Origin of the sequence: Pantoea sp. KPR_PJ (assembly GCF_041386365.1) — a bacterium.
GTDB lineage: Bacteria > Pseudomonadota > Gammaproteobacteria > Enterobacterales > Enterobacteriaceae > Pantoea.
This window is the reverse complement of the sequence record NZ_JABMIK010000002.1, coordinates 90,899-113,439: the sequence shown is the minus strand read 5'-3', so window position 1 is coordinate 113,439 and position 22,541 is coordinate 90,899. Positions and strand designations below refer to the sequence as shown.

22 protein-coding genes and 2 pseudogenes are annotated in these 22,541 nt (G+C 58.0%); 16 read left to right on the top strand and 8 right to left on the bottom strand.

The genetic code is table 11. From position 1 onward, the window contains the following. Positions 1 to 162 precede the first annotated feature (162 nt). The 8 genes from HP564_RS05195 to HP564_RS05160 all read left to right on the top strand — a co-directional run bounded on the left by HP564_RS05195 (position 163) and on the right by HP564_RS05160 (position 8,725). The gene (locus HP564_RS05195; protein ID WP_371240898.1) at positions 163 to 1,839 is read left to right on the top strand and encodes a methyl-accepting chemotaxis protein; all 1,677 of its coding nucleotides are present in this window, start codon (positions 163 to 165) and stop codon (positions 1,837 to 1,839) included. An 89-nt stretch (positions 1,840 to 1,928) separates the two neighbouring features. Beyond that, positions 1,929 to 2,801: a protein-glutamate O-methyltransferase CheR gene (gene cheR, locus HP564_RS05190; RefSeq protein ID WP_371240895.1), complete on the top strand. Its 873-nt coding sequence runs from the start codon at positions 1,929 to 1,931 to the stop codon at positions 2,799 to 2,801. Beyond that, on the top strand, positions 2,801 to 3,850 hold the full coding sequence (locus HP564_RS05185) for a chemotaxis response regulator protein-glutamate methylesterase (RefSeq protein ID WP_371240892.1): 1,050 nt from the start codon (positions 2,801 to 2,803) through the stop codon (positions 3,848 to 3,850). The genes cheR and HP564_RS05185 overlap by 1 nt, the downstream gene beginning before the upstream one ends. Before the next feature lie 39 nt (positions 3,851 to 3,889). Further along, positions 3,890 to 4,279, top strand: a complete 390-nt coding sequence (gene cheY / locus HP564_RS05180; RefSeq protein ID WP_371240890.1) for a chemotaxis response regulator CheY — start codon at positions 3,890 to 3,892, stop codon at positions 4,277 to 4,279. 9 nt (positions 4,280 to 4,288) lie between these two features. Further along, positions 4,289 to 4,930, top strand: a complete 642-nt coding sequence (cheZ, locus tag HP564_RS05175; protein ID WP_371240888.1) for a protein phosphatase CheZ — start codon at positions 4,289 to 4,291, stop codon at positions 4,928 to 4,930. Between the two features lie 159 nt (positions 4,931 to 5,089). Further along, entirely contained in the window at positions 5,090 to 6,241 is a 1,152-nt protein-coding gene (gene flhB, locus HP564_RS05170; RefSeq protein WP_371240886.1) for a flagellar biosynthesis protein FlhB, read from the top strand. Continuing rightward, on the top strand, positions 6,234 to 8,327 hold the full coding sequence (gene flhA, locus HP564_RS05165) for a flagellar biosynthesis protein FlhA (protein ID WP_371240884.1): 2,094 nt from the start codon (positions 6,234 to 6,236) through the stop codon (positions 8,325 to 8,327). Before flhB ends, flhA begins: the two co-directional genes overlap by 8 nt. Before the next feature lie 11 nt (positions 8,328 to 8,338). Next, positions 8,339 to 8,725 (top strand): flagellar protein FlhE, encoded by a 387-nt coding sequence (locus tag HP564_RS05160; protein ID WP_371241977.1) that lies wholly within the window; start codon positions 8,339 to 8,341, stop codon positions 8,723 to 8,725. A gap of 170 nt (positions 8,726 to 8,895) precedes the next feature. Here HP564_RS05160 and argS read toward each other — a convergent pair whose 3' ends face one another. The 3 genes and pseudogenes from argS to HP564_RS05145 all read right to left on the bottom strand — a co-directional run. Further along, positions 8,896 to 10,626 carry an arginine--tRNA ligase gene (argS, locus tag HP564_RS05155; protein ID WP_371240881.1) on the bottom strand — a complete coding sequence of 577 codons (1,731 nt, stop codon included), beginning with the start codon at positions 10,624 to 10,626 and terminating at the stop codon, positions 8,896 to 8,898. A 196-nt stretch (positions 10,627 to 10,822) separates the two neighbouring features. Further along, positions 10,823 to 10,945, bottom strand: coding sequence for a hypothetical protein (locus HP564_RS05150; RefSeq protein ID WP_255729570.1), 123 nt, complete (start codon positions 10,943 to 10,945; stop codon positions 10,823 to 10,825). Between the two features lie 292 nt (positions 10,946 to 11,237). Continuing rightward, positions 11,238 to 11,327 (bottom strand): annotated as a pseudogene (locus HP564_RS05145) (hypothetical protein); the annotation flags it as partial. Here HP564_RS05145 and HP564_RS05140 point away from each other — a divergent pair. Beyond that, positions 11,290 to 11,820 (top strand): annotated as a pseudogene (locus tag HP564_RS05140) (VOC family protein); the annotation flags it as partial. The pseudogenes HP564_RS05145 and HP564_RS05140 sit on opposite strands and share 38 nt — an antisense overlap. Here the strand turns inward: HP564_RS05140 and HP564_RS05135 are convergent. After that, complete coding sequence (locus tag HP564_RS05135; RefSeq protein WP_371240878.1) at positions 11,817 to 12,962, bottom strand: MalY/PatB family protein; 1,146 nt, start codon at positions 12,960 to 12,962, stop codon at positions 11,817 to 11,819. The pseudogene HP564_RS05140 and the gene HP564_RS05135 sit on opposite strands and share 4 nt — an antisense overlap. Positions 12,963 to 13,048: 86 nt before the next feature. Between HP564_RS05135 and cutC the strand changes: the two genes are divergently transcribed. The 3 genes from cutC to HP564_RS05120 all read left to right on the top strand — a co-directional run bounded on the left by cutC (position 13,049) and on the right by HP564_RS05120 (position 15,498). Beyond that, on the top strand, positions 13,049 to 13,801 hold the full coding sequence (gene cutC, locus HP564_RS05130) for a copper homeostasis protein CutC (protein WP_371240876.1): 753 nt from the start codon (positions 13,049 to 13,051) through the stop codon (positions 13,799 to 13,801). A gap of 165 nt (positions 13,802 to 13,966) precedes the next feature. Beyond that, positions 13,967 to 14,812, top strand: coding sequence for a hypothetical protein (locus tag HP564_RS05125; RefSeq protein WP_371240874.1), 846 nt, complete (start codon positions 13,967 to 13,969; stop codon positions 14,810 to 14,812). Positions 14,813 to 14,871: 59 nt separating this feature from the next. Then, on the top strand, positions 14,872 to 15,498 hold the full coding sequence (locus HP564_RS05120) for a LysE family translocator (RefSeq protein ID WP_371240871.1): 627 nt from the start codon (positions 14,872 to 14,874) through the stop codon (positions 15,496 to 15,498). Positions 15,499 to 15,501: 3 nt separating this feature from the next. Here the strand turns inward: HP564_RS05120 and cmoB are convergent, their stop codons facing one another. The 4 genes from cmoB to HP564_RS05100 form a co-directional block, all read right to left on the bottom strand. After that, complete coding sequence (cmoB, locus tag HP564_RS05115) at positions 15,502 to 16,470, bottom strand: tRNA 5-methoxyuridine(34)/uridine 5-oxyacetic acid(34) synthase CmoB (protein ID WP_371240869.1); 969 nt, start codon at positions 16,468 to 16,470, stop codon at positions 15,502 to 15,504. Then, complete coding sequence (gene cmoA, locus HP564_RS05110; RefSeq protein WP_371240867.1) at positions 16,467 to 17,195, bottom strand: carboxy-S-adenosyl-L-methionine synthase CmoA; 729 nt, start codon at positions 17,193 to 17,195, stop codon at positions 16,467 to 16,469. The genes cmoB and cmoA overlap by 4 nt, the downstream gene beginning before the upstream one ends. 80 nt (positions 17,196 to 17,275) lie before the next feature. Further along, on the bottom strand, positions 17,276 to 17,671 hold the full coding sequence (locus tag HP564_RS05105; protein WP_371240865.1) for an MAPEG family protein: 396 nt from the start codon (positions 17,669 to 17,671) through the stop codon (positions 17,276 to 17,278). A 15-nt stretch (positions 17,672 to 17,686) separates the two neighbouring features. Then, positions 17,687 to 18,508, bottom strand: coding sequence for a DUF72 domain-containing protein (locus HP564_RS05100; protein WP_371240863.1), 822 nt, complete (start codon positions 18,506 to 18,508; stop codon positions 17,687 to 17,689). 210 nt (positions 18,509 to 18,718) lie between these two features. Here HP564_RS05100 and aspS point away from each other — a divergent pair, with 210 nt between their 5' ends. The 4 genes from aspS (at position 18,719) to ruvC (ending at position 22,471) form a co-directional block, all read left to right on the top strand. Next, positions 18,719 to 20,500: an aspartate--tRNA ligase gene (gene aspS / locus HP564_RS05095; RefSeq protein ID WP_371240860.1), complete on the top strand. Its 1,782-nt coding sequence runs from the start codon at positions 18,719 to 18,721 to the stop codon at positions 20,498 to 20,500. Next, positions 20,500 to 20,931: a dihydroneopterin triphosphate diphosphatase gene (gene nudB / locus HP564_RS05090; protein ID WP_371240858.1), complete on the top strand. Its 432-nt coding sequence runs from the start codon at positions 20,500 to 20,502 to the stop codon at positions 20,929 to 20,931. The genes aspS and nudB overlap by 1 nt, the downstream gene beginning before the upstream one ends. 231 nt (positions 20,932 to 21,162) lie before the next feature. Beyond that, a complete protein-coding gene (locus tag HP564_RS05085; protein WP_371240856.1) occupies positions 21,163 to 21,906 on the top strand; it encodes a YebC/PmpR family DNA-binding transcriptional regulator in 744 nt (247 codons plus the stop codon). Positions 21,907 to 21,943: 37 nt separating this feature from the next. Beyond that, on the top strand, positions 21,944 to 22,471 hold the full coding sequence (gene ruvC, locus HP564_RS05080; RefSeq protein ID WP_371240854.1) for a crossover junction endodeoxyribonuclease RuvC: 528 nt from the start codon (positions 21,944 to 21,946) through the stop codon (positions 22,469 to 22,471). The last annotated feature ends 70 nt before the right edge of the window (positions 22,472 to 22,541 follow it).

The window sequence follows — 22,541 nt, the reverse complement described above, 5'->3', positions numbered from 1 at the left end:
CAGGGACGCGGGCGAAGGGGCTTGTTGTTTACTTTTCCGTATCCTTTTCGCTGTTCCTCCTGCCGCTGCATGCGTGTCGCTGGTCCAACCCCTTTCTGAACAGATAAAGATCTCTTTACTGGCGCCGATAAATAAAACGATATGCCAACCAATGAGGTGTTTATGTTTAATCGAGTACGCGTTGTCTCCGGTCTGTTGAGTGTGCTGGTGCTGTTTGTCCTGCTACAGCTCTTTTCCGGAGGCGTTTTTTTTAACACGGTGAAAGCCGACAAAGAAAATTTTGCCTATAATCAGAAACTTGCGACGCTGCAGCAGGCGATGGGCACCTCATGGGTTTCCCTGGTTCAGGCGCGCAATACGCTGAACCGCGCCGGGATCCGTTATCTGCTGGACAGCCAGCAGGCGGGCTCTGGCGCAACCGTGGCCGAGCTGATGACGCTGGCCACAGAGGAGCTGAAGGTAGCCGATCGCGGATTTGCCGACTTTAACGCCAACCTGTCGGAAAAGGGTAAAACCGCAGAGAACGTGCTGACGCTTCAGGCCAACTACAAAGCCTATCGTGACGCACTGGTCGAACTGGTGGCGTTTCTCGGCGCGGGTAACTTTAAGGGCTTTGTCGACCAGCCTACGCAGGGTCTGCAGGATAAGTTTGAAAAGGATTACACCGCCTGGCTGAACTACAACCAGGTGCTGGCGAAACAGGGCATCGACGCCAATAACACCGCCTATGAACACGCTATTTTCATGGCAATCAGCATGGTGCTTATCACGCTGCTGGTCAGCCTGCTGGTCTGGACGGTGATGCGCCGCTCGCTGATCGGCCCGCTGAAGCAGAGCATTGAGCATATCCGTCATATTGCACGCGGCGACCTGACGCAGCCAATCGCCTTCACCGTGCGCAATGAGCTGGGTGACCTGCTTGAGGCGCTACAGCATATGCAGCAGGAACTGATGCGTACCGTCTCTACCGTGCGCGACGGCGCAGACGCTATCTACACCGGTGCCAGCGAAATCGCCGTGGGCAATAACGACCTCTCTTCCCGCACCGAGCAGCAGGCTGCCTCGCTGGAGCAGACCGCAGCCAGCATGGAGCAGCTTACCGCGACCGTGAAGCAGAATGCCGAAAATGCCCGTCAGGCGTCACAGCTGGCGCTGAACGCGTCCGAAACCGCGCAGCAGGGCGGCAAAGTGGTCGACGGCGTGGTGAAAACCATGAGCGAGATCGCAGGCAGCTCGAAGAAGATTGCTGACATCACCAGCGTGATCGACGGGATTGCGTTCCAGACCAACATCCTGGCGCTAAACGCGGCGGTGGAAGCGGCGCGTGCCGGTGAGCAGGGCCGCGGCTTTGCCGTGGTGGCAGGCGAAGTCCGCAGCCTGGCGCAGCGCAGTGCGCAAGCAGCGAGAGAGATCAAGGCGCTGATTGAAGATTCGGTGGCGCGCGTAGATACCGGTTCTGTGCTGGTGGAGAGCGCGGGCGAGACCATGACCGATATCGTTAATGCGGTAACGCGCGTTACCGACATTATGGGCGAAATCGCCTCGGCGTCAGACGAGCAGAGCCGCGGCATCGACCAGGTCGGTCTGGCTGTAACCGAGATGGATCGCGTCACGCAGCAGAATGCTGCGCTGGTGGAAGAGTCCGCATCGGCGGCGGCATCGCTGGAAGATCAGGCCAGCCGACTGAAACAGGCCGTTTCTGTGTTCAATATCGGTAAAGAATTTGTCGCTGAGGCCGTTAACAGAACTATGGCAGTGAAAAATCCGCATCTGGATGCGCCGGTAACGGCCTCCCGTGCCCCTGTCGTCCGCAATGACGACAACTGGGAAACCTTTTAATCGCCTGGAGAGCCGGGCGGCGGCAGCGCAGCGCCGCCCGGCACAGCAGCAGAATTTAACGAGTTAAATAGAGTGCCAGGTGACCTGAAATGAAGAAATCGACGTTACTGGATCAAACCGACGCGACAACGCTGCTCTCACAGATGGTGCAGCGCCTGCCGCTCTCGGATACACACTTTCGTCGTATCAGTCAGCTGATCTATCAGCGTGCTGGCATTGTGCTGGCCGACCATAAGCGCGAAATGGTTTACAACCGCCTGGTACGCCGCCTGCGCACGCTGAACATTGACGATTTTGGTCGTTATCTGGCACTGCTGGAAAACGATGCCAACAGCGCAGAGTGGCAGGCATTTATCAATGCGCTGACAACTAACCTGACGGCATTTTTCCGCGAGGCGCATCACTTTCCGATTCTGGCGGAGCATGCGCGCAAGCGTGCCGGGAGCTTTAGCGTCTGGTGTTCAGCGGCCTCGACCGGCGAGGAGCCCTACTCAATCGCTATGACCCTGGCGGAAACGCTGGGGGCCGGGCCGGGCAAATTTCAGGTGCACGCCAGCGACATCGACACCCAGGTGCTGGAAAAAGCGGTCTCCGGCGTCTATCGCCAGGAGGAGCTGCGCACCCTGTCGCCGCAGCAGCTGCAACGTTTCTTTCTGCGCGGCACCGGTCCCCATACCGGCATGGTGCGCGTGCGTCCTGAGCTCGCGAACAGCGTCAGTTTTGCCCAGCTCAATCTGCTGGCGAACGAGTGGCCGCTGCCGGGGCCCTTCGATGCGATTTTTTGCCGCAACGTAATGATCTATTTCGATAAAGAGACCCAGGAGAAGATTCTGCGCCGTTTTGTTCCCCTGCTGAAGCCGGGCGGTCTGCTGTTTGCCGGTCACTCAGAAAACTTCAGCCAGATCAGCAAAGAGTTCTGGCTGCGCGGGCAAACCGTCTATGGACTGACGAAGGAAAGATGATGAGCAAAATCACCGTAATGTGCGTGGATGATTCCGCGCTGATGCGACAGCTGATGACCGAAATCATCAACAGCCATCCCGACATGGAGATGGTTGCAACCGCGCCCGATCCGCTGGTCGCGCGTGATTTAATCAAACAATACAACCCGCAGGTGCTGACGCTGGATGTTGAAATGCCACGCATGGATGGCCTCGACTTTCTGGAGAAGCTGATGCGACTGCGGCCGATGCCGGTCGTGATGGTGTCGTCGCTGACCGGAAAAGGCTCAGAGATCACCCTGCGCGCGCTGGAGCTGGGGGCGGTGGATTTTGTCACCAAGCCGCAGCTCGGCATCCGGGAAGGAATGCTGGCCTACAGCCAGATGATCGCCGACAAGATCCGCGCCGCAGCCCGTGCGCAACTGCACGCGCGCCCGTCAGTGCCTGCGCCAGTGGCGCTGAAGGCGGGGCCGCTGCTCAGCAGTGAAAAGCTGATTGCTATCGGCTCCTCCACGGGCGGCACCGAAGCGATTCGCCACGTGTTACAGCCGCTGCCGCCGACCAGTCCGGCGCTGATGATCACCCAGCATATGCCGCCGGGCTTTACCAAATCCTTCGCCGAGCGTCTCAACAAGCTCTGTCAGATTACGGTGAAGGAGGCAGAAGATGGCGAGCGTATTCTGCCGGGGCATGCCTATATCGCGCCGGGTGCGATGCATATGGAGCTGGGGCGCAGCGGGGCGAACTATGTGGTGAAACTCAATGAGGGACCGCCGGTGAACCGCCATAAACCTTCGGTGGATGTGCTGTTTAAATCGGTGGCGGTGAATGCGGGACGAAACGCCGTTGGCGTGATCCTCACCGGCATGGGTAACGATGGCGCAGCGGGGATGCTGGACATGCATCGCGCTGGTGCCTGGACCATCGCGCAGAGTGAAGCCTCCTGCGTGGTCTTTGGTATGCCGCGCGAAGCGATCGCCAGCGGCGGGGTGAGTGAAGTTCTGGATTTAGGCAACATCAGCCAGCATATGCTGGCAAAAATTAGCGCCGGACAGGCACTGCGTATTTAACAGGCCCGTCCTGCCGGGCGAGATAACACAGGAGTAATTATGGCTGATAAAAACTTGCGCTTTTTGGTGGTGGACGACTTCAACACGATGCGTCGTATCGTGCGTAACCTGCTGAAAGAGCTGGGCTTCAATAACGTCGAAGAAGCAGAGGATGGCGTAGACGCCCTCGGCAAGCTGAAGGCGGGTGGTTTCGACTTCGTGATTTCTGACTGGAACATGCCGAATATGGATGGCCTGCAGCTGCTGCAAACCATTCGCGCTGACGCGGCGCTGGGCAAGCTGCCGGTACTGATGGTAACGGCGGAAGCGAAGAAAGAGAACATTATTGCGGCCGCGCAGGCCGGTGCCAGTGGCTACGTGGTTAAGCCATTTACCGCCGCTACGCTGGAAGAGAAACTGGGCAAGATCTTCGAAAAACTGGGCATGTAAGGAGATGTGATGAGCGACCTTCCGAAACCAACTGAGGATGTCTCGGCACACGATATCATTGCTCGCATTGGCTCGCTGACGCGCATGCTGCGCGACAGTCTGCGCGAACTGGGTCTGGATAAAGCCATTGCCGATGCGGCGGAAGCGATCCCTGATGCCCGCGACCGTCTGGACTATGTGGTGCAGATGACGGCGCAGGCGGCTGAACGCGCGTTAAACTGCGTTGAAGCGGCGCAACCGCATCAGGATAAAATGGAAGCCGGAGCCACGCAGCTAAAAGGGCGCTGGGACCAATGGTTTGAAAACCCGATTGAACTGGCCGATGCGCGTGAGTTGGTGACGGATACGCGCGAATTCCTCACCGCCGTGCCTGGGCATACGTCCTTCACGAACAAACAGCTGCTTGAAATTATGATGGCGCAGGATTTCCAGGACCTCACCGGTCAGGTTATCAAGCGCATGATGGATGTGATCCAGGAGATTGAGCGTCAGCTGCTGATGGTGCTGCTGGAAAACATGCCAGAAGTGAGCGCTGAGAGGCGTCAGGAGGGCACCAGCCTGCTGAACGGTCCGCAGATCCATGCCGATGCACCGGGCGTGGTGGCGAATCAGGATCAGGTCGATGACCTGCTGGACAGCCTGGGCTTCTGACCCCGGTTTACCGCCCCGATCGGGTAGCGATCCGCTACCCGATCGTTCTGCGTTTGCCTTATGGCGAAATTAACTCGCTTTTTCTCCGCTTAATCCTCGCTTTAACCCCTTCATAGTTTGGCATCCTGTGCTCAGAATTCCCTTCCACTGAGGTTTGTCGTGGCTGAAGAGAGCGACGAGGACAAAACAGAATCGCCCACCCCCCACCGACTTGAAAAAGCGCGTGAAGAGGGGCAGATCCCGCGTTCCCGCGAGCTGACCTCGGTTTTGATGCTGCTGGCGGGACTGATGATTATCTGGCTGGGTGGCTCGCTGATGGCGCGCCAGCTGGCGGCGATGGTGGCCTCCGGGCTGCGCTTTGATCACAGTATGGTCAACGACAGCAAGCTCATTATTGGTCATATCAGCAGCCTGATCGGTCAGGCGGTAATGGCACTGCTGCCGCTGCTGGGCGGGCTGGTGCTGGTGGCAATCGCAGCCCCCATGCTGCTGGGCGGAATTGTGCTGAGCGGCAAAGCGATCAAGCTGGATTTCAAAAAGCTCAATCCGCTGCCGGGATTTTCGCGCATGTTTGCCGCTCAGGCCTGGACTGAGCTGTTCAAGAGCATCCTCAAGGCGTTGCTGGTAGGCAGCGTGGGCGGCTGGTACATCTGGTCACACTGGCCAGAAATGCTGCGCCTGATTAGTCAGTCGCCGATCAACGCGCTGATGCACGGGCTGGAGATGATTGCCGCCTGCTCCGCGCTGGTGATCCTCGGCCTGATCCCCATGGTGGGGTACGACGTGTTCTGGCAGCTCTACAGCCATTTCAAAAAGCTGCGCATGTCACGTCAGGAGATCCGCGACGAATTCAAGCAGCAGGAGGGGGACCCGCACGTAAAAGGGCGTATTCGTCAGGCCATGCGTGCCGCCGCCCGCCGCCGCATGATGGCCGATATACCTAAAGCCGATGTGATTGTCACCAACCCGACACACTACTCGGTGGCTCTGCAATATAACGATAAGAAAATGAGCGCGCCGAAAGTGGTGGCGAAAGGCGCGGGCGACATTGCCCTGAAGATACGTGAAATTGCCGCTGAGCACCGTATTCCGCTGCTGGAGGCGCCGCCGCTGGCGCGTGCCCTCTATCGGCATACCGAGATTGGACAGCAGATCCCCGGCGCACTCTACGCGGCGGTGGCGGAAGTGCTGGCCTGGGTCTGGCAGCTACGTCGCTGGAAGCGTGAAGGCGGCCTGATACCAAACAAACCAAAAAACCTGCCGGTTCCGGCAGAACTGGACTTTGCAGGAGAGAAGCAAAACGATGGCTAACCTGGCCGCAAAACTGCGTTTACCCAACAACCTGAAAGATACGCAATGGCAGGTGCTTGCCGGTCCCGTATTGATCATGATGATCCTGTCGATGATGGTGCTGCCGCTGCCCGCCTTTATCCTCGATCTGTTGTTCACCTTTAATATTGCGCTCTCAATCATGGTGCTGCTGGTGGCGATGTTCACTCAGCGTACGCTTGAGTTTGCCGCCTTTCCAACCATTCTGCTCTTTTCCACGCTGCTGCGGCTGGCGCTGAACGTCGCCTCCACGCGTATTATTCTGATGGAGGGCCATACAGGGGCAGGCGCAGCCGGTCACGTAGTAGAAGCCTTTGGCCACTTTCTTGTGGGCGGTAATTTCGCTATCGGTATTGTGGTGTTTGTCATCCTGGTGGTGATTAACTTTATGGTTATCACCAAAGGAGCGGGGCGTATCGCAGAAGTTGGCGCGCGCTTTGTGCTCGACGGCATGCCGGGCAAACAGATGGCGATCGACGCCGACCTTAACGCCGGTTTAATAGGTGAAGAGGAAGCGAAAAAGCGACGTAATGAAGTTACCCAGGAAGCTGATTTCTACGGCTCAATGGACGGTGCCAGCAAGTTCGTTCGCGGTGATGCCATCGCCGGCATCATTATCATGGTGATCAACGTTATCGGCGGCCTGCTGGTGGGGGTCGTACAGCACGGCATGGATATTGGCCATGCCGGTGAGACCTACACGTTGCTGACCATTGGTGACGGTCTGGTGGCGCAGATTCCGGCGCTGGTGATCTCTACCGCTGCGGGCGTCATTGTGACCCGTGTGGGCACCGATCAGGATGTCGGCGAACAGATGGTGAGTCAGCTGTTCAGAAACCCCCGCGTGATGCTGCTGAGCGCAGGCGTGCTGGGTCTGCTGGGCCTGGTGCCGGGGATGCCGAACTTTGTATTCCTGCTCTTTACCGGCGCGCTGCTGGGCCTGGCCTGGTGGATGCGCGGCCGTGAAATGGACGCGAAGAACAAACCGGAAGCCGCCAGCAGCAGCCTGATCAAACCTGCCGATACGCCAGCCAACACCGAAGCCTCCTGGACCGACGTGCAGCTTGAGGACACGCTCGGCATGGAAGTCGGCTATCGCCTGATCCCCATGGTCGACAGTACTCAAAACGGCGAGCTGCTGGGACGTATCCGCAGCATTCGTAAGAAAGTGGCGCAGGATGTCGGCTTTCTGCCGCCGGTGGTGCACATCCGCGACAACATGGAGCTGCCGCCGGCGCGCTACCGGATCCTGATGAAAGGCGTGGAGATTGGCAGCGGCGATGCCTATCCTGGCCGCTGGATGGCCATTAACCCCGGCACGGCGGCGGGCACGCTGCCGGGCGAAGCAACGGTTGATCCGGCATTTGGACTTGCGGCGATCTGGATCGACAGCGCACTGAAAGAGCAGGCGCAAATTCAGGGCTTTACCGTGGTTGAGGCGAGCACCGTTGTGGCGACGCACCTCAACCACCTGATTGGGCAATACGCCAGCGAGCTGTTTGGTCGCCAGGAAGCACAGCAGCTGCTTGATCGCGTAAGCCAGGAGATGCCAAAGCTGACGGAAGATCTGGTGCCGGGCGTAATCTCCCTGACCACGCTGCATAAAGTGCTGCAAAACCTGCTGACGGAGCGCGTCTCTATTCGCGACATGCGCACCATTATTGAAACGCTGGCGGAACATGCGCCGGTACAAAGCGATCCGCAGGAGCTGACCAGCGTCGTGCGGGTGGCGCTGGGCCGTGCGATTACGCAACAGTGGTTCCCGGGCAACGGCGAAGTGCAGGTAATCGGTCTGGATACCACGCTGGAGCGTCTGCTGTTACAGGCGTTACAGGGGGGAGGCGGTCTGGAGCCTGGCCTGGCTGACAGGCTGCTGGAGCAGTCGCAGGCCGCGCTCCAGCGCCAGGAGATGCTGGGTGCGCCGCCGGTGCTGCTGGTTAACCATCCGCTGCGCGCGCTGCTGGCACGTTTCCTGCGTCGCAATCTGTCGCAGCTGGTGGTGCTCTCTAATATGGAGCTGACCGATAACCGCAATATCCGTATGACGGCTACTATTGGAGGCAAGTAGTGAAAGGTGGAATGGTCACGCTGCTGCTGATGGTATCGCTGCCGCTTCATGCCGCGTCAGGCGCATGGCATGCCAGCGCCAGCGGCCCGGCACTCAGCCATCGCGGCAGCTGGATGAAATCAAAGCCGCTTGTCGCGCCGCCGGGCACGGCGGGTGCAGTCAGCGTCATTAACTGGCGCTATCAGCTGACCGGACCGGTCCCGTCCGGGCTACAGGTCAGGCTGTGCGGCGTGCAGCGTTGCGCCACGCTAGAGGGAGGCAGCGGCGCGACGCGTGAGCTGGCGCATCTCAATGCGGGCGAGACGCTCTACATGCTCTTTGGCGTAGCGGGCAGGGGCGCGCTGCCACCCGGCCTGCGGGTGCTGAGTAGCGAAGTCATGGTGAACTATCAGAACTAAAAATGGCGAACGCGCACAGAGGCGTAACGATCGGCTAACCCGGCTGGAAGCGCAAAACTCCCTGCGGCTGCATGGCCAGGCGCGTATGTTCTCGTTGAGCCATGTCTGGAATAACGCGGGCGGTTTCACCGCCTGAAATAAAAAACCCCGCGTCCGCGGGGTTTTGTCTGTTACATACGCTCGACGGTCTTGATGCCTAAGGTGTCCAGACCCTGCTTCAGCGTTTTTGCCGTCAGTGCAGCCAGCTGCAGGCGGCTCTGACGCGTCGCCTCATTGTCCGCGCTGAGGATTGGGCAGTGCTCATAGAAGCCAGAGAACAGACCGGCCAAATCGTACAGGTAAGCACACATGACGTGCGGCGTACCATCACGAGCTACCTGAGTAATGGTCTCTTCGAACTGCAACAGGCGCGTTGCCAGCTGCGCTTCGCGATCCTCAGTAATCATCAGCGGCGCATCAATGCTGTCGACGTCGACGCCCGCTTTACGAAAGACGGAAAGCACGCGCGTGTAGGCATACTGCATGTAGGGTGCGGTGTTGCCTTCAAATGCCAGCATGTTGTCCCAGTCGAAAATGTAATCTGTGGTGCGGCTTTTTGACAGATCGGCATATTTTACCGCGCCGATGCCGACCACTTCCGCCAGCTGCTGCAGCTCGGCTTCGCTCATCTCGGGGTTCTTCTCACGCACCAGCGTCAGCGCGCGATCGTGCGCCTCTTCCAGCAGGTCGGTCAGCTTAATGGTGCCACCGCTGCGGGTTTTAAATGGACGGCCATCTTTGCCCAGCATCATGCCGAAGGCGTGGTGCTCCAGCGGCACTGACTCCGGCACATAGCCCGCTTTGCGCACGATGGTCCACGCCTGTTGCAGGTGCTGATGCTGACGAGAGTCGATGTAATAGAGCACGCGATCGGCGTTCAAGGTTTCATAGCGGTATTTAGCGCAGGCAATGTCGGTGGTGGTGTAGAGGTAGCCGCCATCTTTCTTCTGAATGATGACGCCCATCGGCTCGCCTTCCTTGTTCTGGAATTCGTCGAGGAACACAACGGTTGCGCCTTCACTGGTGACCGCCAGCCCTTTGGCTCGCAGGTCAGCAACGATGCCCGGCAGCATATCGTTATAGAGGCTTTCACCCATCACGTCGTTGCGGGTCAGGGTCACGTTCAGACGATCATAAACCTTCTGGTTCTGGCCCATGGTGATATCGACCAGCTTTTTCCACATGGTGCGGCAATATTCGTCACCGCCCTGAAGCTTCACGACATAGGCGCGCGCGCGCTCGGCAAAAGCCTCATCTTCGTCATAAGTGCGTTTTGCTTCACGATAGAAAGCTTCAAGATCGGCCAGCGCGATCTCTTCATGATGCTCGTTTTGCTGCTTTTCCAGGTAGGCGATCAGCATGCCGAACTGCGTTCCCCAGTCGCCCACGTGGTTAGCGCGAATAACCTTATGGCCGAGAAACTCAAGCGTGCGTACTGCGGCATCGCCAATGATGGTAGAGCGAACGTGACCCACGTGCATCTCTTTCGCCACGTTGGGCGCAGAGTAGTCAACAACAATGGTTTGCGGCTCTACGGCAGCGACGCCCAGACGCGGCAGCGTCAGCGCCTGTTTCGCCTGCGCAGCCAGCCAGTCGCGATCCAGGAAGATATTGATAAAGCCCGGGCCTGCGATCTCAACTTTGCTGGCAATCCCGTTCAGGTCAAGATGGGTGAGGACGTTTTCAGCCAGCTGTCGCGGAGCCTGACCCAGCTTTTTCGCGACGGCCATAATGCCGTTTGCCTGATAATCCCCAAACTGGATCTTAGCGGACTGACGAACCTGGGGTTCACAGTCTGCCGCTGCACCGGCTAAAATCATCGCCTGACTGACTTTTTCGGAAAGAAGAGCCTGAATATTCACCGCGTTACCTTCATGTGCTAAAAGGCTCGTCTGCCGGACAGCGAGCCGTTGTCATCCTTCTGCCAGTGCGCCCGGAGGCCGCGCAGAATGGAAAAAAAGAAGAGGAGAAGTATACGTGAAATGTCACCTTGCGTCAGCACTCGCCGCGCAGGGAGAAGCGGGGAAACGGCGTCAGGCCGGTTTCCCGGAGGAGAAATTAACGACGGCGAAGATGGCGGCGTGGGTTTTTAACGCTTTTGTCTTCTCGCACCTTCCAGTGGCGGGAAATTGCAAATCCCATCAGTGCGATCAGGACTGCGACAACAATGAGCATAAACATAAAGCCATTCCTTGTAGATGTGTTAGGTCAAATTTATAAGAAAGGGGGAGTGGCTGCAATCATTTGGGAGCCAAATAAGATTTATCTTATTGTACTAATGAAGTTGATTTAGATCAAATATTTACCACCTTTTCATCCAGCATGCAGTGGACCTGAAGAGGGGATAAATCCGAATTAAAAGAAGTGTTTTAGCGGTTTTTTGACAAAATAACGGGCAAATCGGATGATTCCTATCATTATATCGCGCCGGATTCAGCGCTGGCGCGACATTTCTTTGATTAAAAACAGTAAACTACCTGAGAGGTTTTATGGCGTCTGAAACCAGATTTCCCCCCGAATTACAGGATCTGGAGTGCGATCTGGCGCGCTTTGCTACTTCGTTACAGCTTTTTGCTGAACGCCTGGGATTAAACTTATCCACGCACGAAGTCGATCACATTGCGGTGCGCTGCCATCAAAACACCACGGCTGAACGCTGGCAGCAAGGACTGGCAAAAATCGGCACGCAGTTTTCTCAGGCCATGATTAACGGCAGGCCTGTCTGCCTGTTCAAACTGCATCAGCCTCTGCGGCTCAATGGCGTGGCGCTGGACGTGGTCGAGTTGCCCTGGCCGGGGGAGAAGCGCTACCCTCATGAGGGGTTCGAGCATGTGGAGATTGTGCTGCGTGGCGCGCCCGAGACGCTGGGCGTGCGTGCAATGGCGTTGCTCAGTGACGAGGCGCTGACGCAGCCCGGTCTCTCCTTTAAAACCAGTTCGCCACAGGGTGAGAACGAGCGACTGCCCAATCCAACCCTGGCGGTGACTGACGGACAGACCACGATTAAATTTCACCCGTGGCGACTGGAGGAGATCGTCGCCAGCGAGCGGTGCTAAGCGCGAGCGGAAACCGCTGCGCGCAGTCGTGTGATCGCCTCGTCCAGCGTGGCGTGCGTGCAGCCGAAATTGAAACGCACAAAACCATCGTCGCCGAAATCGCGTCCTGGTGAAAAACCCAGCCCATGCTTTTCAAAATAGAGCGCCGGGCTGGCCACCGCCAGTTCGCGGCAGTCTATCCAGCCTAAATAGGTCGCTTCAGGCAGCACCATCGATAATCCCGGCAGAGCATTGACGGCGGCGTGGAGGCGATCGCGACTGATGCGCAGATAATCGAGCTGCGCCTGCAACCATGCCTCGCCGTCGCGCCAGGCGGCTTCAGCGGCCACCAGTGCCAGAATATCGACGTCGGGGACAATACCGTAGCGCGCCTGTTTAAAACGCGCGCGTAGTGTTGCATCAGGAATAATCGCCAGCGATGCGCCAAGTCCGGCAATATTGAAGCTTTTCGACGGCGAAATCAGCGTAATGCTGCGCTGCGCGGCATCTTCGCTCAGGCTGGCGAAGGGAATGTGCCTCAGCCCCGGCTCCAGCAGCAGATCGCAGTGGATCTCATCAGAACAGACGATCAAATCATGCCGGCGGGCAAATGCCAGCTGCGCTTCAAGCTCGTCGCGCCGGTAGACCGTACCGCCAGGGTTTTGCGGATTGCAGAGCAACAGCAAGCGCTCACTGCCGTTAAGCTGCGATTCCACCTGGCTGAAGTCCGCCAGCCAGCGTCCTGACTGAAGCGTTAACGGCAGGTGGATCTGATCACGCTCTGCCAGCTTTGCGGCACCGCGAAACGGCGGATAAATGGGAGAGGGAGACAGGGATCGTTCACCAGGTTGGGTAAAAGTGCGCATCGCCAGGTTCAGCCCGCTTACCACGCCAGGCAGTACCACAATCCACTCAGGCTCTACCTTCCACTGGTAGCGCTGCTCAAAGCGCGCAATCGCCGCGTCAATCAGTCCTGTGGGGCGGCTGCCATAGCCAAAAACACCATGATCGGCGCGGGTTTTAATGGCGTCGATGATGCAGTCGGGTGAACGAAAATCAGTGTCTGCCACCCACAGTGGAAGCACGTCCCGGTCACTGTATTTGTTCCATTTAAGACTATCGCTGTGACAGCGGTCTATCCGTTGGTCAAAATTAAATGCCATGTTCTGTTTTCCACGTAAACTGATTTTCATTGCCAGACTAACTGATAGTCCTGTGTCGAGCCAGACGTCATGTAACGGAGGAAGTAATGACACTACTGGAGATTTGCTGCTACGGCGTGGATTGCGCCATGACTGCGCAGCAGGCGGGTGCCGATCGCGTGGAGCTATGCGCGGCACCGCGTGAAGGTGGACTGACTCCGTCTGTCGGCGCTCTGGAGGCGGCACGGCGTGAAATATCCATTCCCGTTCATCCTATTGTCCGACCGCGCGGCGGTGATTTTTGCTACACCGCGCGGGAGTTTGAAATCATGAAATCTGACGTGGCGAGAATTCGTGACATGGGCTTTCCGGGGCTGGTGGTGGGGATGCTGGATGAGGATGCCCATATTGACCGGGCCCGTATGAGGCAGATTATGGCGCTGTGCGACGGTTTGCAGGTGACGTTTCATCGTGCCTTTGATCTCTGCCATAGCCCGAACCGTGCGCTGGAAGAGTTAACGGCGCTCGGCGTGGCCCGCATCCTGACTTCGGGCCAGCAGCAGAGCGCGGAAAACGGAATTGCATTATTAAAGGAACTTAATGAACAGAGCGAAGGTCCAATCATTATGGCTGGTGCTGGCGTACGCCTCAGCAACCTGCAAAAGTTCCTGGACAGTGGACTTTGCGAGGTTCACAGCTCTGCCAGCCGCCTCGTGACCTCACCGATGCGCTACCGAAAAGCCGGTGTTTCCATGTGTTCCGACGCCGAAATGGATGAGTTCAGCCGCTACTGCGTGGATAGTGATGTGGTGGAAGCCATGAAAAGCGTGATGCAGCTCAATACCGTCAGGGTAGCCTGAATCACCAGAGATTTTGCCGCGCAGCACGCCTTATGACGTGATGTTTGCAAGTACCAAACCCCAGCCATCTTGCTGGGGTATTTTTTGTCCATTTTTCGGCATTCCCGCGCCAGATCCCGCCAGTGCAGTTACACTCAGGTTATTGAGATCTCTGGGAGTTAAATCATGAAACGCGCTCTGATGGCGGCGGTTGCATTGGGTTCGTGGCTGGTCAGCCCGGCACTGCTGGCGGCGAGCTGCGGCCCGTACAGCAAAGCGGTAGCCAGCAGCAACAGCTGGATAATGCTGGGGGGTGCCGCGAAGGGGGCGGTGCGCCAGGTCATTGCCGGCGAGTTTGGTAAAGATGTCGATTCGCAGAAGCGCGTGCTGGGTCAGTTTGATGCCTGCGGTATCCTGCTGGTCGCTGATGTCACCTTTGACAAAAAAGAGCACAATGTCACGTTGAGCATGGAGCAGCATATTGCACGCGTGCAGGGAGGCTGGGTAGCGGAATACGCTTATAGCGTCAAGGTGCTGAAAGAGGGGCAGGAGCAGGTGGTCGACAACCGTCAGGGCACCATTAACTGGCTGACTGGCCGGCACGGTAACATCGTGACGGCGTCCGATAAATTTACCAGCATGGGCAAAAGCGGCTTTACTGACACCACCTATCGCTATGACGCCCAGCTGCGGCTGGCGAAAAGCGTCTCTCGCGGTACCGATGCGCTGACCAATGGCGAAAGCAGCTGGCGCTGGAATCCGCAAGGGCAGGTTATCAGCGCCATAACGGCGCGCAGCAAAGATCGCTATACCTATGACAACCGTGCCCGAGAGTGGCGGCTGCACGGAACGTCGACGACCCCGGTCAGCACCTTGCGTTCAGTTGACGAGTGTCAGCTGTGGGATGAGGTGGGCAACTGCACCTTGAGTTATCTGCATGAAACAGAGGTCTTTGATAAAGGCACCATTGAACGCCATCTCAGCGCTGCCTATCAATATCAGTACTGGGATCGTGCCGCGGAAGCGGAATAGCGATTGTTAATCAGGGCAACATTTGCCAGGGTAAGCGCTCGACTTTCAGGGAGATGATCATGACGGCTACTTTACTGTTTTCTTTTCTGTTCGCTATCACCCTTCTTACCCTGACGCCGGGTTTTGATACCGCGCTGGTGCTGCGAACCGCCGCCGTTCAGGGCTGGCGACGCGGCAGCGTGACGGCGCTTGGCATTAATTTCGGCTGCCTGATATGGGGCGTGACGGTGGGGTTTGGCCTCGGCGCGCTGCTGCTGGCGTCGGAGCTGGCCTACAACCTGTTAAAATGGGCGGGTGCCGGCTATCTGCTCTACCTGGGTCTGAAACTGCTGCTTTATCCACGCGCGCAGACCCAGGAGGAGACAAGCCGCGAAACGGCACCGCAAAGCTACCTGAGCTGCTTTAACCGGGGCCTGTTTGGCAACCTGCTCAACCCTAAAATGGGCGTCTTTTACGTCACGTTTCTGCCGCAGTTTATTCCAGCGGGTGCCTCTGTGCCGCTCTGGTGCACGCTGCTGGCGCTGATGCATATTGCCATTGGCCTGCTATGGAATGGAGTATTAATCGGCGGTAGCCACTATTTTGCTGCTCACCTGCGCCGTCCGGCGGTGCTCAAAATCATGGACCGCCTGACGGGCATGGTATTTATCAGCTTTGCGGCGAAGCTGGCGCTCTCTCGCCGCTAAGCATCAGGGTTTCGTGGCGACCAGCACCGCGCGCAGCGGCGCAGGGTAGCCTTCCACCGTTTTACTGCTGTCTTGCGGATCGAGGAACTCAGCCAGCGATTCGCTGGTCATCCAGCTGGTGCGGCGCTGCTCTTCGGTTGACGTCAGCGCATAATCCACAATTTTCACGTCAACAAAGCCGCATTTCTCCAGCCAGCTTTTAAGCGCCAGCGCCGAGGGAATAAAGTAAACGTTCCGCATCTGCGCGTAGCGTTCGCCTGGCACCAGAACATCCTGTTCATCGCCCGCGATTACCAGCGTTTCCAGCACCAGCTCGCCTCCGCTCACCAGCTGATTTTTCAGTTGCAGCAGATGGTCCAGCGGCGATCGGCGATGGTAGAGCACGCCCATTGAAAATACGGTGTCGAACGCCTGTAGCATCGGCAACTGCTCAATGCCGAGCGGCAGCAGGTGCGCGCGGCGGTCATCGCCCAGCAGTTTACGTACCGCTTCGAACTGGCAGAGAAAGAGCTGCATGGGATCGATGCCGACCACCAGTTGCGCACCCGCGCCGACCATGCGCCACATGTGGTAACCGCTGCCGCAGCCGACATCCAGCACCGTACGACCCGCCAGTGACGAAATATGTGGCACAACGCGCTGCCACTTCCAGTCAGAGCGCCATTCGGTATCGATCTCCGTGCCGTAGAGCGAATAGGGGCCTTTACGCCACGGCATCAGGTTGCGCAGCAATTTTTCAATGCCCTGACGCTGCCGCTCGCTGAGATCGTCGCGCTGGGCGCTGACGCTGTGGAGCAGGTCCAGATGCTGCGGCTGCAAAAGCGGCAGATGGTCCACCGACTTTTCCCAGTTACGGAACAGGCCGTGCAGGTTTTCTTTCTGCCAGGCGGCAATCTGCGCAGGCAGAACCTCCAGCCAGCTGGCGAGCGGTCCGGTGGCAATGTGCTGATAAAAACGGCCAAACTCAATCATTTTAACGCCACCAGCGAACCAAAGTTAAAGCACTGGAACCAGAGTTCCGCATGGGCAAAGCCCGCCTGTTTCAGCCGCGCCTTATGCGCCTCCACGCTGTCAGTCAGCATCACATTCTCCAGCATGCTGCGCTTCTGGCTAATTTCCAGCTCGCTGTAACCATTGGCGCGTTTGAAGTCATGGTGCATGTTGAACAACAGTTCGCCAACCTCGGCGTCCTCAAAGCTGAACTTCTCAGAGAGCACTAACGCGCCGCCAGGCCGCAGACCCTGCCAGATCTTCTCCAGCAGTTGCAGGCGGGCAGGGGGATCGAGGAACTGTAGCGTAAAGTTAAGCACCACCAGCGAGGCGTTCTCGATGGCGATATTGCGGATGTCGGCCTCAATGACCTTTACCGGGGTATCGGCGCGAAAGGCATCGATGTGGCGGCGGCAGCGCTCGACCATCGCCGGCGAGTTATCCACGGCAATGATGGTGCAGCCGGGCACCCGGATATTGCGGCGAACCGAAAGCGTGGCGGCCCCAAGCGAGCAGCCCAGATCGTACACCTGGCTTTCAGGCGTGACAAAGCGCTCGGCCAGCATGCCGATCATCGAAATAATGTTTGAGTAGCCGGGCACGGAGCGCTGAATCATATCGGGGAAGACTTCAGCCACGCGCTCGTCAAAGGTCCAGTCGCCCAGTTTATCAATGGGCGCGGAAAATAGCGTATCGCGGTCAGACATAGTAAATCCGGAAAGACATCGGAAAGGGCGCTATTCTGGCAGAAAGTGCGGCGGGCTGCATCCTTTACGCCCGCGGCCGGTTAATGCAGCGTTAACACCAGATCCCAGGGGAGATAGATAAGATTAAATACCGCCATGCCGCACAGCGCAAACAGGGTGAGCATCATGCCGTATTTGCGGCCGGCCAGCGCGCTACGGCGCAGCCCCTGGGCATGAATAACGCGCCCCAAAAAAAAGAGCAGTGCGGTCAGGTGCACCATCCAGATATCTGCGCCGTTCATCTCCATCATCACCAACAGCAGCAGCGCCAGCGGAATGGTCTCAACGGCGTTGCCGTGAATACGTATCGCCACCCGCAGATCGTGAAATCCGCCGTCGCCAAAGGCGACCCGGTAGTGACGGCGAAAGCGCACCACGTCCAGCGCAAACTTCATTATTATCAACACGCCCAGTACCACATATAATGCACTAATCATCTTTATCCTCGTCTGTCAGAACAGCGACTCCTGCTGAGGCCAGGCGGGTCCACTGCCAATACCGGCGTCAATGGCCTGCAGCTGCGGCCACAGACGGCGCACCAGCGGGAAGACCTGGCCCATGTCTGGCGTGTGGATAAACAACAGCGGATCGCTTTCTGCCTGCCATTGTGCCAGTTTTTCGCGCCAGACCTGAAAAAATCGCTCGCTCTCATCAACATCGTCGCTGCCCACAAAACGCACCATGGGGCGCGAGCCGGTGCGAAGGGCATGTGGCGGCACGCGCGGCTTTTGCTGACGCGCATGCCGCGCGGCCGGGCTTTGCGAGGTAGAGGCGTGAACCGGGCGGCTGTCTAACACCACACGATTGACACCGCGCTGTTGCAGGCCCTGATTAAGCGCACGCTCGGCCTCACCTTTGGCAAAAAACGCAGCGTGGCGCACTTCAACGCCATAGCTGAAGCGGCCCGGCAGCGTATCCAGGAAGCGCCAGAGATCGGGCAGCTGTGCCGGTGAGAATGCGGCAGGCAGCTGTAGCCAGTACTGGCCAATGCGGTCAGCCAGCGGGTCGAGCAGGCGCAAAAAGTCGCTCAGCAGGTCGTCCGTCTGTTGCAGTTGCGCCTGATGGCTGATGGTCTGGGGAAATTTAAAGCAGAAGCGAAAATCATCGTGCGTCATATCACGCCAGCGCTGCACGGTTTCCGGTGCTGGCAGCGCATAGAGCGTGGTGTTGCCCTCCACGCAGTGGAACAGGCGGGCATAATCAGCCAGGCTTTCAATACCCCAGCGTTTCCAGTGCGGATGCTGCCACTGCGGCAGTCCAATACGAAGCGTCACACCTTCTCCTTAACCGTTGATGTTGTTTTACAGGGTAGCCTGTTTACCCCGGGGACGAAAAAGCGGCAATGAAATAGGGGGTTTGGCGCGGCTCTACTTATCGTGCCTGCCTTTTTCCATTATAATGGCCGCCTTTTTTGCGGCAGCATCTCAAATGGTTACGCGGCCTGATGCTGCCAGGCAGCAGCGGCGAAGTTAAAAGGATACGTTATGCGTTCAGAATATTGCGGACAGCTCAATCTGTCTCATGTGGGTCAGCAAGTCACTCTTTGCGGCTGGGTCAACCGCCGTCGCGATCTGGGAAGCCTGATTTTTATCGACATGCGCGATCGTGAAGGCATCGTGCAGGTGTTCTTTGATCCCGATCGTCAGGAGGCTTTTCAGCTGGCATCTGAGCTGCGCAACGAATTCTGCATTCAGATCACAGGCACCGTCCGCGCGCGCGACGAGAAAAACAAAAACGCTGAGATGGCCACCGGCGACGTCGAAGTTTTTGCCGAGGCGCTGACCATCATCAACCGCGCCGAGCCGCTGCCGCTCGACTCTAACCAGGTTAACAGCGAAGAAGCGCGTCTGAAATACCGCTATCTGGATCTGCGTCGCCCGGAAATGGCCCAGCGCCTGAAGACCCGCGCGAAAATCTCCAGCTTCGTGCGCCGCTTTATGGACAACGAAGGCTTCCTCGACATCGAAACGCCGATGCTGACTAAAGCCACGCCAGAAGGCGCGCGCGACTATCTGGTGCCAAGCCGCGTTCACAAAGGCAAATTCTATGCGCTGCCGCAGTCGCCCCAGCTGTTCAAGCAGCTACTGATGATGTCAGGTTTCGATCGCTACTATCAGATCGTTAAGTGTTTCCGCGATGAAGACCTGCGTGCCGATCGTCAGCCAGAGTTCACTCAGATTGATATCGAAACCTCGTTCCTCACCGCGCCACAGGTGCGTGAGATTAACGAACGCATGATCCGCGAGCTGTGGATGGCAGTGAAGGGGGTTGATTTAGGCGTGTTCCCGCAGATGACCTTTGCAGAAGCGATGCGTCGCTACGGTTCCGACAAGCCCGATCTGCGTAACCCCATGGAGCTGGTGGACGTGGCTGACCTGCTGAAAAACGTCGAATTCCAGGTGTTTGCTGGTCCGGCCAACGATGCCAAAGGCCGCGTTGCCGCGCTGCGCGTGCCGGGCGGTGCCCAGCTGAGCCGCAAGCAGATCGACGAGTACGGCAAATTTGTTGAGATCTACGGCGCGAAAGGGCTGGCGTGGATGAAGGTGAACGCGCGCGCTGAGGGCTTCAATGGCGTCCAGAGTCCGGTTGCCAAGTTCCTTAATGCTGAGATCGTGGAAGCGATCCTGACCCGTACCGGCGCGGCCGACGGTGACCTGATTTTCTTCGGTGCTGACCGGGCCAGAGTGGTGGCAGATGCGCTGGGCGCGCTGCGCCTGAAAGTGGGCCGTGACCTGAACATTACCGATGAGAAGGCCTGGGCACCGTTGTGGGTGATCGATTTCCCGATGTTTGAAGAGGATGAAGAAGGCGGTCTGGCTGCGATGCACCATCCGTTTACTTCACCAAAAGAGATGTCTGCGGAAGAGCTGGCGGCCGATCCGATCAGCGCGGTGGCAAACGCCTACGATATGGTGATTAACGGTTATGAAGTGGGTGGCGGCTCTGTGCGTATCCACAGCGGAAAAATGCAGCAGGCGGTATTCTCCATTCTGGGCATCGACGAGCACGAGCAGCGCGAAAAGTTTGGCTTCCTGCTTGATGCCCTGAAATATGGTACGCCGCCGCATGCGGGCCTGGCGTTTGGTCTGGATCGTCTGACCATGCTGCTGACCGGCACCGAGAACATCCGTGACGTGATTGCCTTCCCGAAAACCACCGCGGCGGCCTGTCTGATGACCGAAGCGCCAAGCGAAGCCAATCCGGCTGCGCTGGCAGATCTGGGCATTCAGATCGCACCGAAAAAAGAAAAGTCAGAGAATCAATAATGGGCTATAAACACCCGGTATCGGTTCTGGTGGTCATTTTCGCCCAGGACACCGGCCGGGTGTTAATGCTGCAACGGCGTGATGATGAGAGCTTCTGGCAATCCGTGACCGGCAGTCTGGAAGCGGGCGAAACGCCGCGTCAGGCGGCGCAGCGTGAAGTGCTGGAAGAGCTGGCCATCGATGTGGCGGGCGAGCAACTGGCGCTGGTGGACTGCCAGAAAGAGATCGAGTTTGAGATCTTTCCGCATTACCGCCATCGCTACGCGCCGGGCGTGACGCACAATCGCGAACACTGGTTCCGACTGGCGCTGCCCGCAGAACGCCAGCCGGCGCTCAGCGAGCATCTCGCCGCGCGCTGGCTCGATCCCGCCGCTGCAGCAGCCCTGACCAAGTCCTGGAGTAACCGCCAGGCGATTGAAGAATTTGTTTAGCTGCCTGTCGCGTCTGTTCCGACGGCAGTCTGAATCATAAAACCGGGTGCAATCTGACAGAATGGCACCACCAAACTCAATACGCCGGGCGTTATCGGCACGGTGAGGTCGGCTGCCGCCAGCGCGCAGCAACCGGAGCGTACCAGGGTACGTCAGGGAGCAAGCGCTGCCGACAGGCGAGATCGCCAGCAAGATAGCCCGTGCGAGGTCAAAGATCGGAGAATATGCAAGATGGCTGGTCATAGTAAATGGGCGAATACCAAGCACCGCAAAGCGGCTCAGGACGCTAAGCGCGGCAAAATTTTCACCAAAATTATTCGTGAGCTGGTTACCGCGGCCAAACTTGGCGGCGGCGATGCCGGCTCTAACCCGCGTCTGCGCGCGGCAATGGACAAAGCCCTGTCCAACAACATGACGCGCGACACCATGAACCGCGCTATTGCGCGCGGTGTGGGCGGCGAAGATGATTCCAACATGGAAACCATCATCTACGAAGGTTACGGTCCGGGTGGTTCCGCCGTCATGGTCGAGTGCCTGAGCGACAACCGCAACCGTACCGTGGGTGAAGTGCGTCACGCCTTCACCAAAACCGGCGGCAACCTTGGCACCGACGGCTCTGTTTCTTACCTGTTCAGCAAAAAAGGCGTTATCTCCTTTGCGCCGGGTCAGGATGAAGACAGCGTGATGGAAGCGGCGCTGGAAGCGGGCGCGGAAGATGTTGTCAGCTATGATGACGGTGCCATTGACGTCTTTACCGCCTGGGAAGAGCTGGGCACGGTGCGTGACGCGCTGGAAGCGGCAGGGCTGAAAGCGGATACCGCTGAAGTCTCGATGATCCCGTCAACCAAAGCTGAACTGGATGCCGAAACCGCGCCGAAGCTGCTGCGCCTGATCGACATGCTGGAAGACTGCGACGACGTGCAGGAAGTCTACCATAACGGCGAGATTTCTGATGAGGTGGCGGAAACGCTGTAATGGCGTTTTTGTTTGCTCTACCCACCGGAGACAGGGCATGGCGATAATTCTGGGCATTGACCCCGGCTCGCGCGTGACCGGCTACGGTGTAATCCGTCAGACCGGCCGCCAGCTCACCTATCTGGGCAGCGGCTGTATTCGTACTAACACCACAGAGTTACCGGCGCGGCTGAAGCTTATCTACGCTGGCGTTAGCGAAATCATCACTCAGTTTTCGCCGGACTATTTCGCCATTGAGCAGGTCTTTATGGCGAAAAATGCCGACTCGGCGCTCAAGCTGGGCCAGGCGCGTGGAGCAGCCATCGTGGCGGCTGTAAACCAGGATCTGCCGGTATTTGAGTACGCCGCGCGTCAGGTTAAGCAGACCGTTACCGGCACCGGCGGGGCAGAGAAGAGCCAGGTGCAGCACATGGTGCGTACGCTGCTCAAACTGCCTGCTAATCCGCAGGCGGATGCCGCCGATGCGCTGGCGATTGCTATCACGCACTGCCACGTCAGTCAGAACGCCACGCGCGTCAGCGACAGCAAACTGTTGCTGACGCGGGGGCGTCTGCGCTCAGGCTGACACCCGCTTCGCATCTCCTTTCAGGCTGGATATTCATCCAGCCTTTTTTATGTTATAAATCCCGCCACAT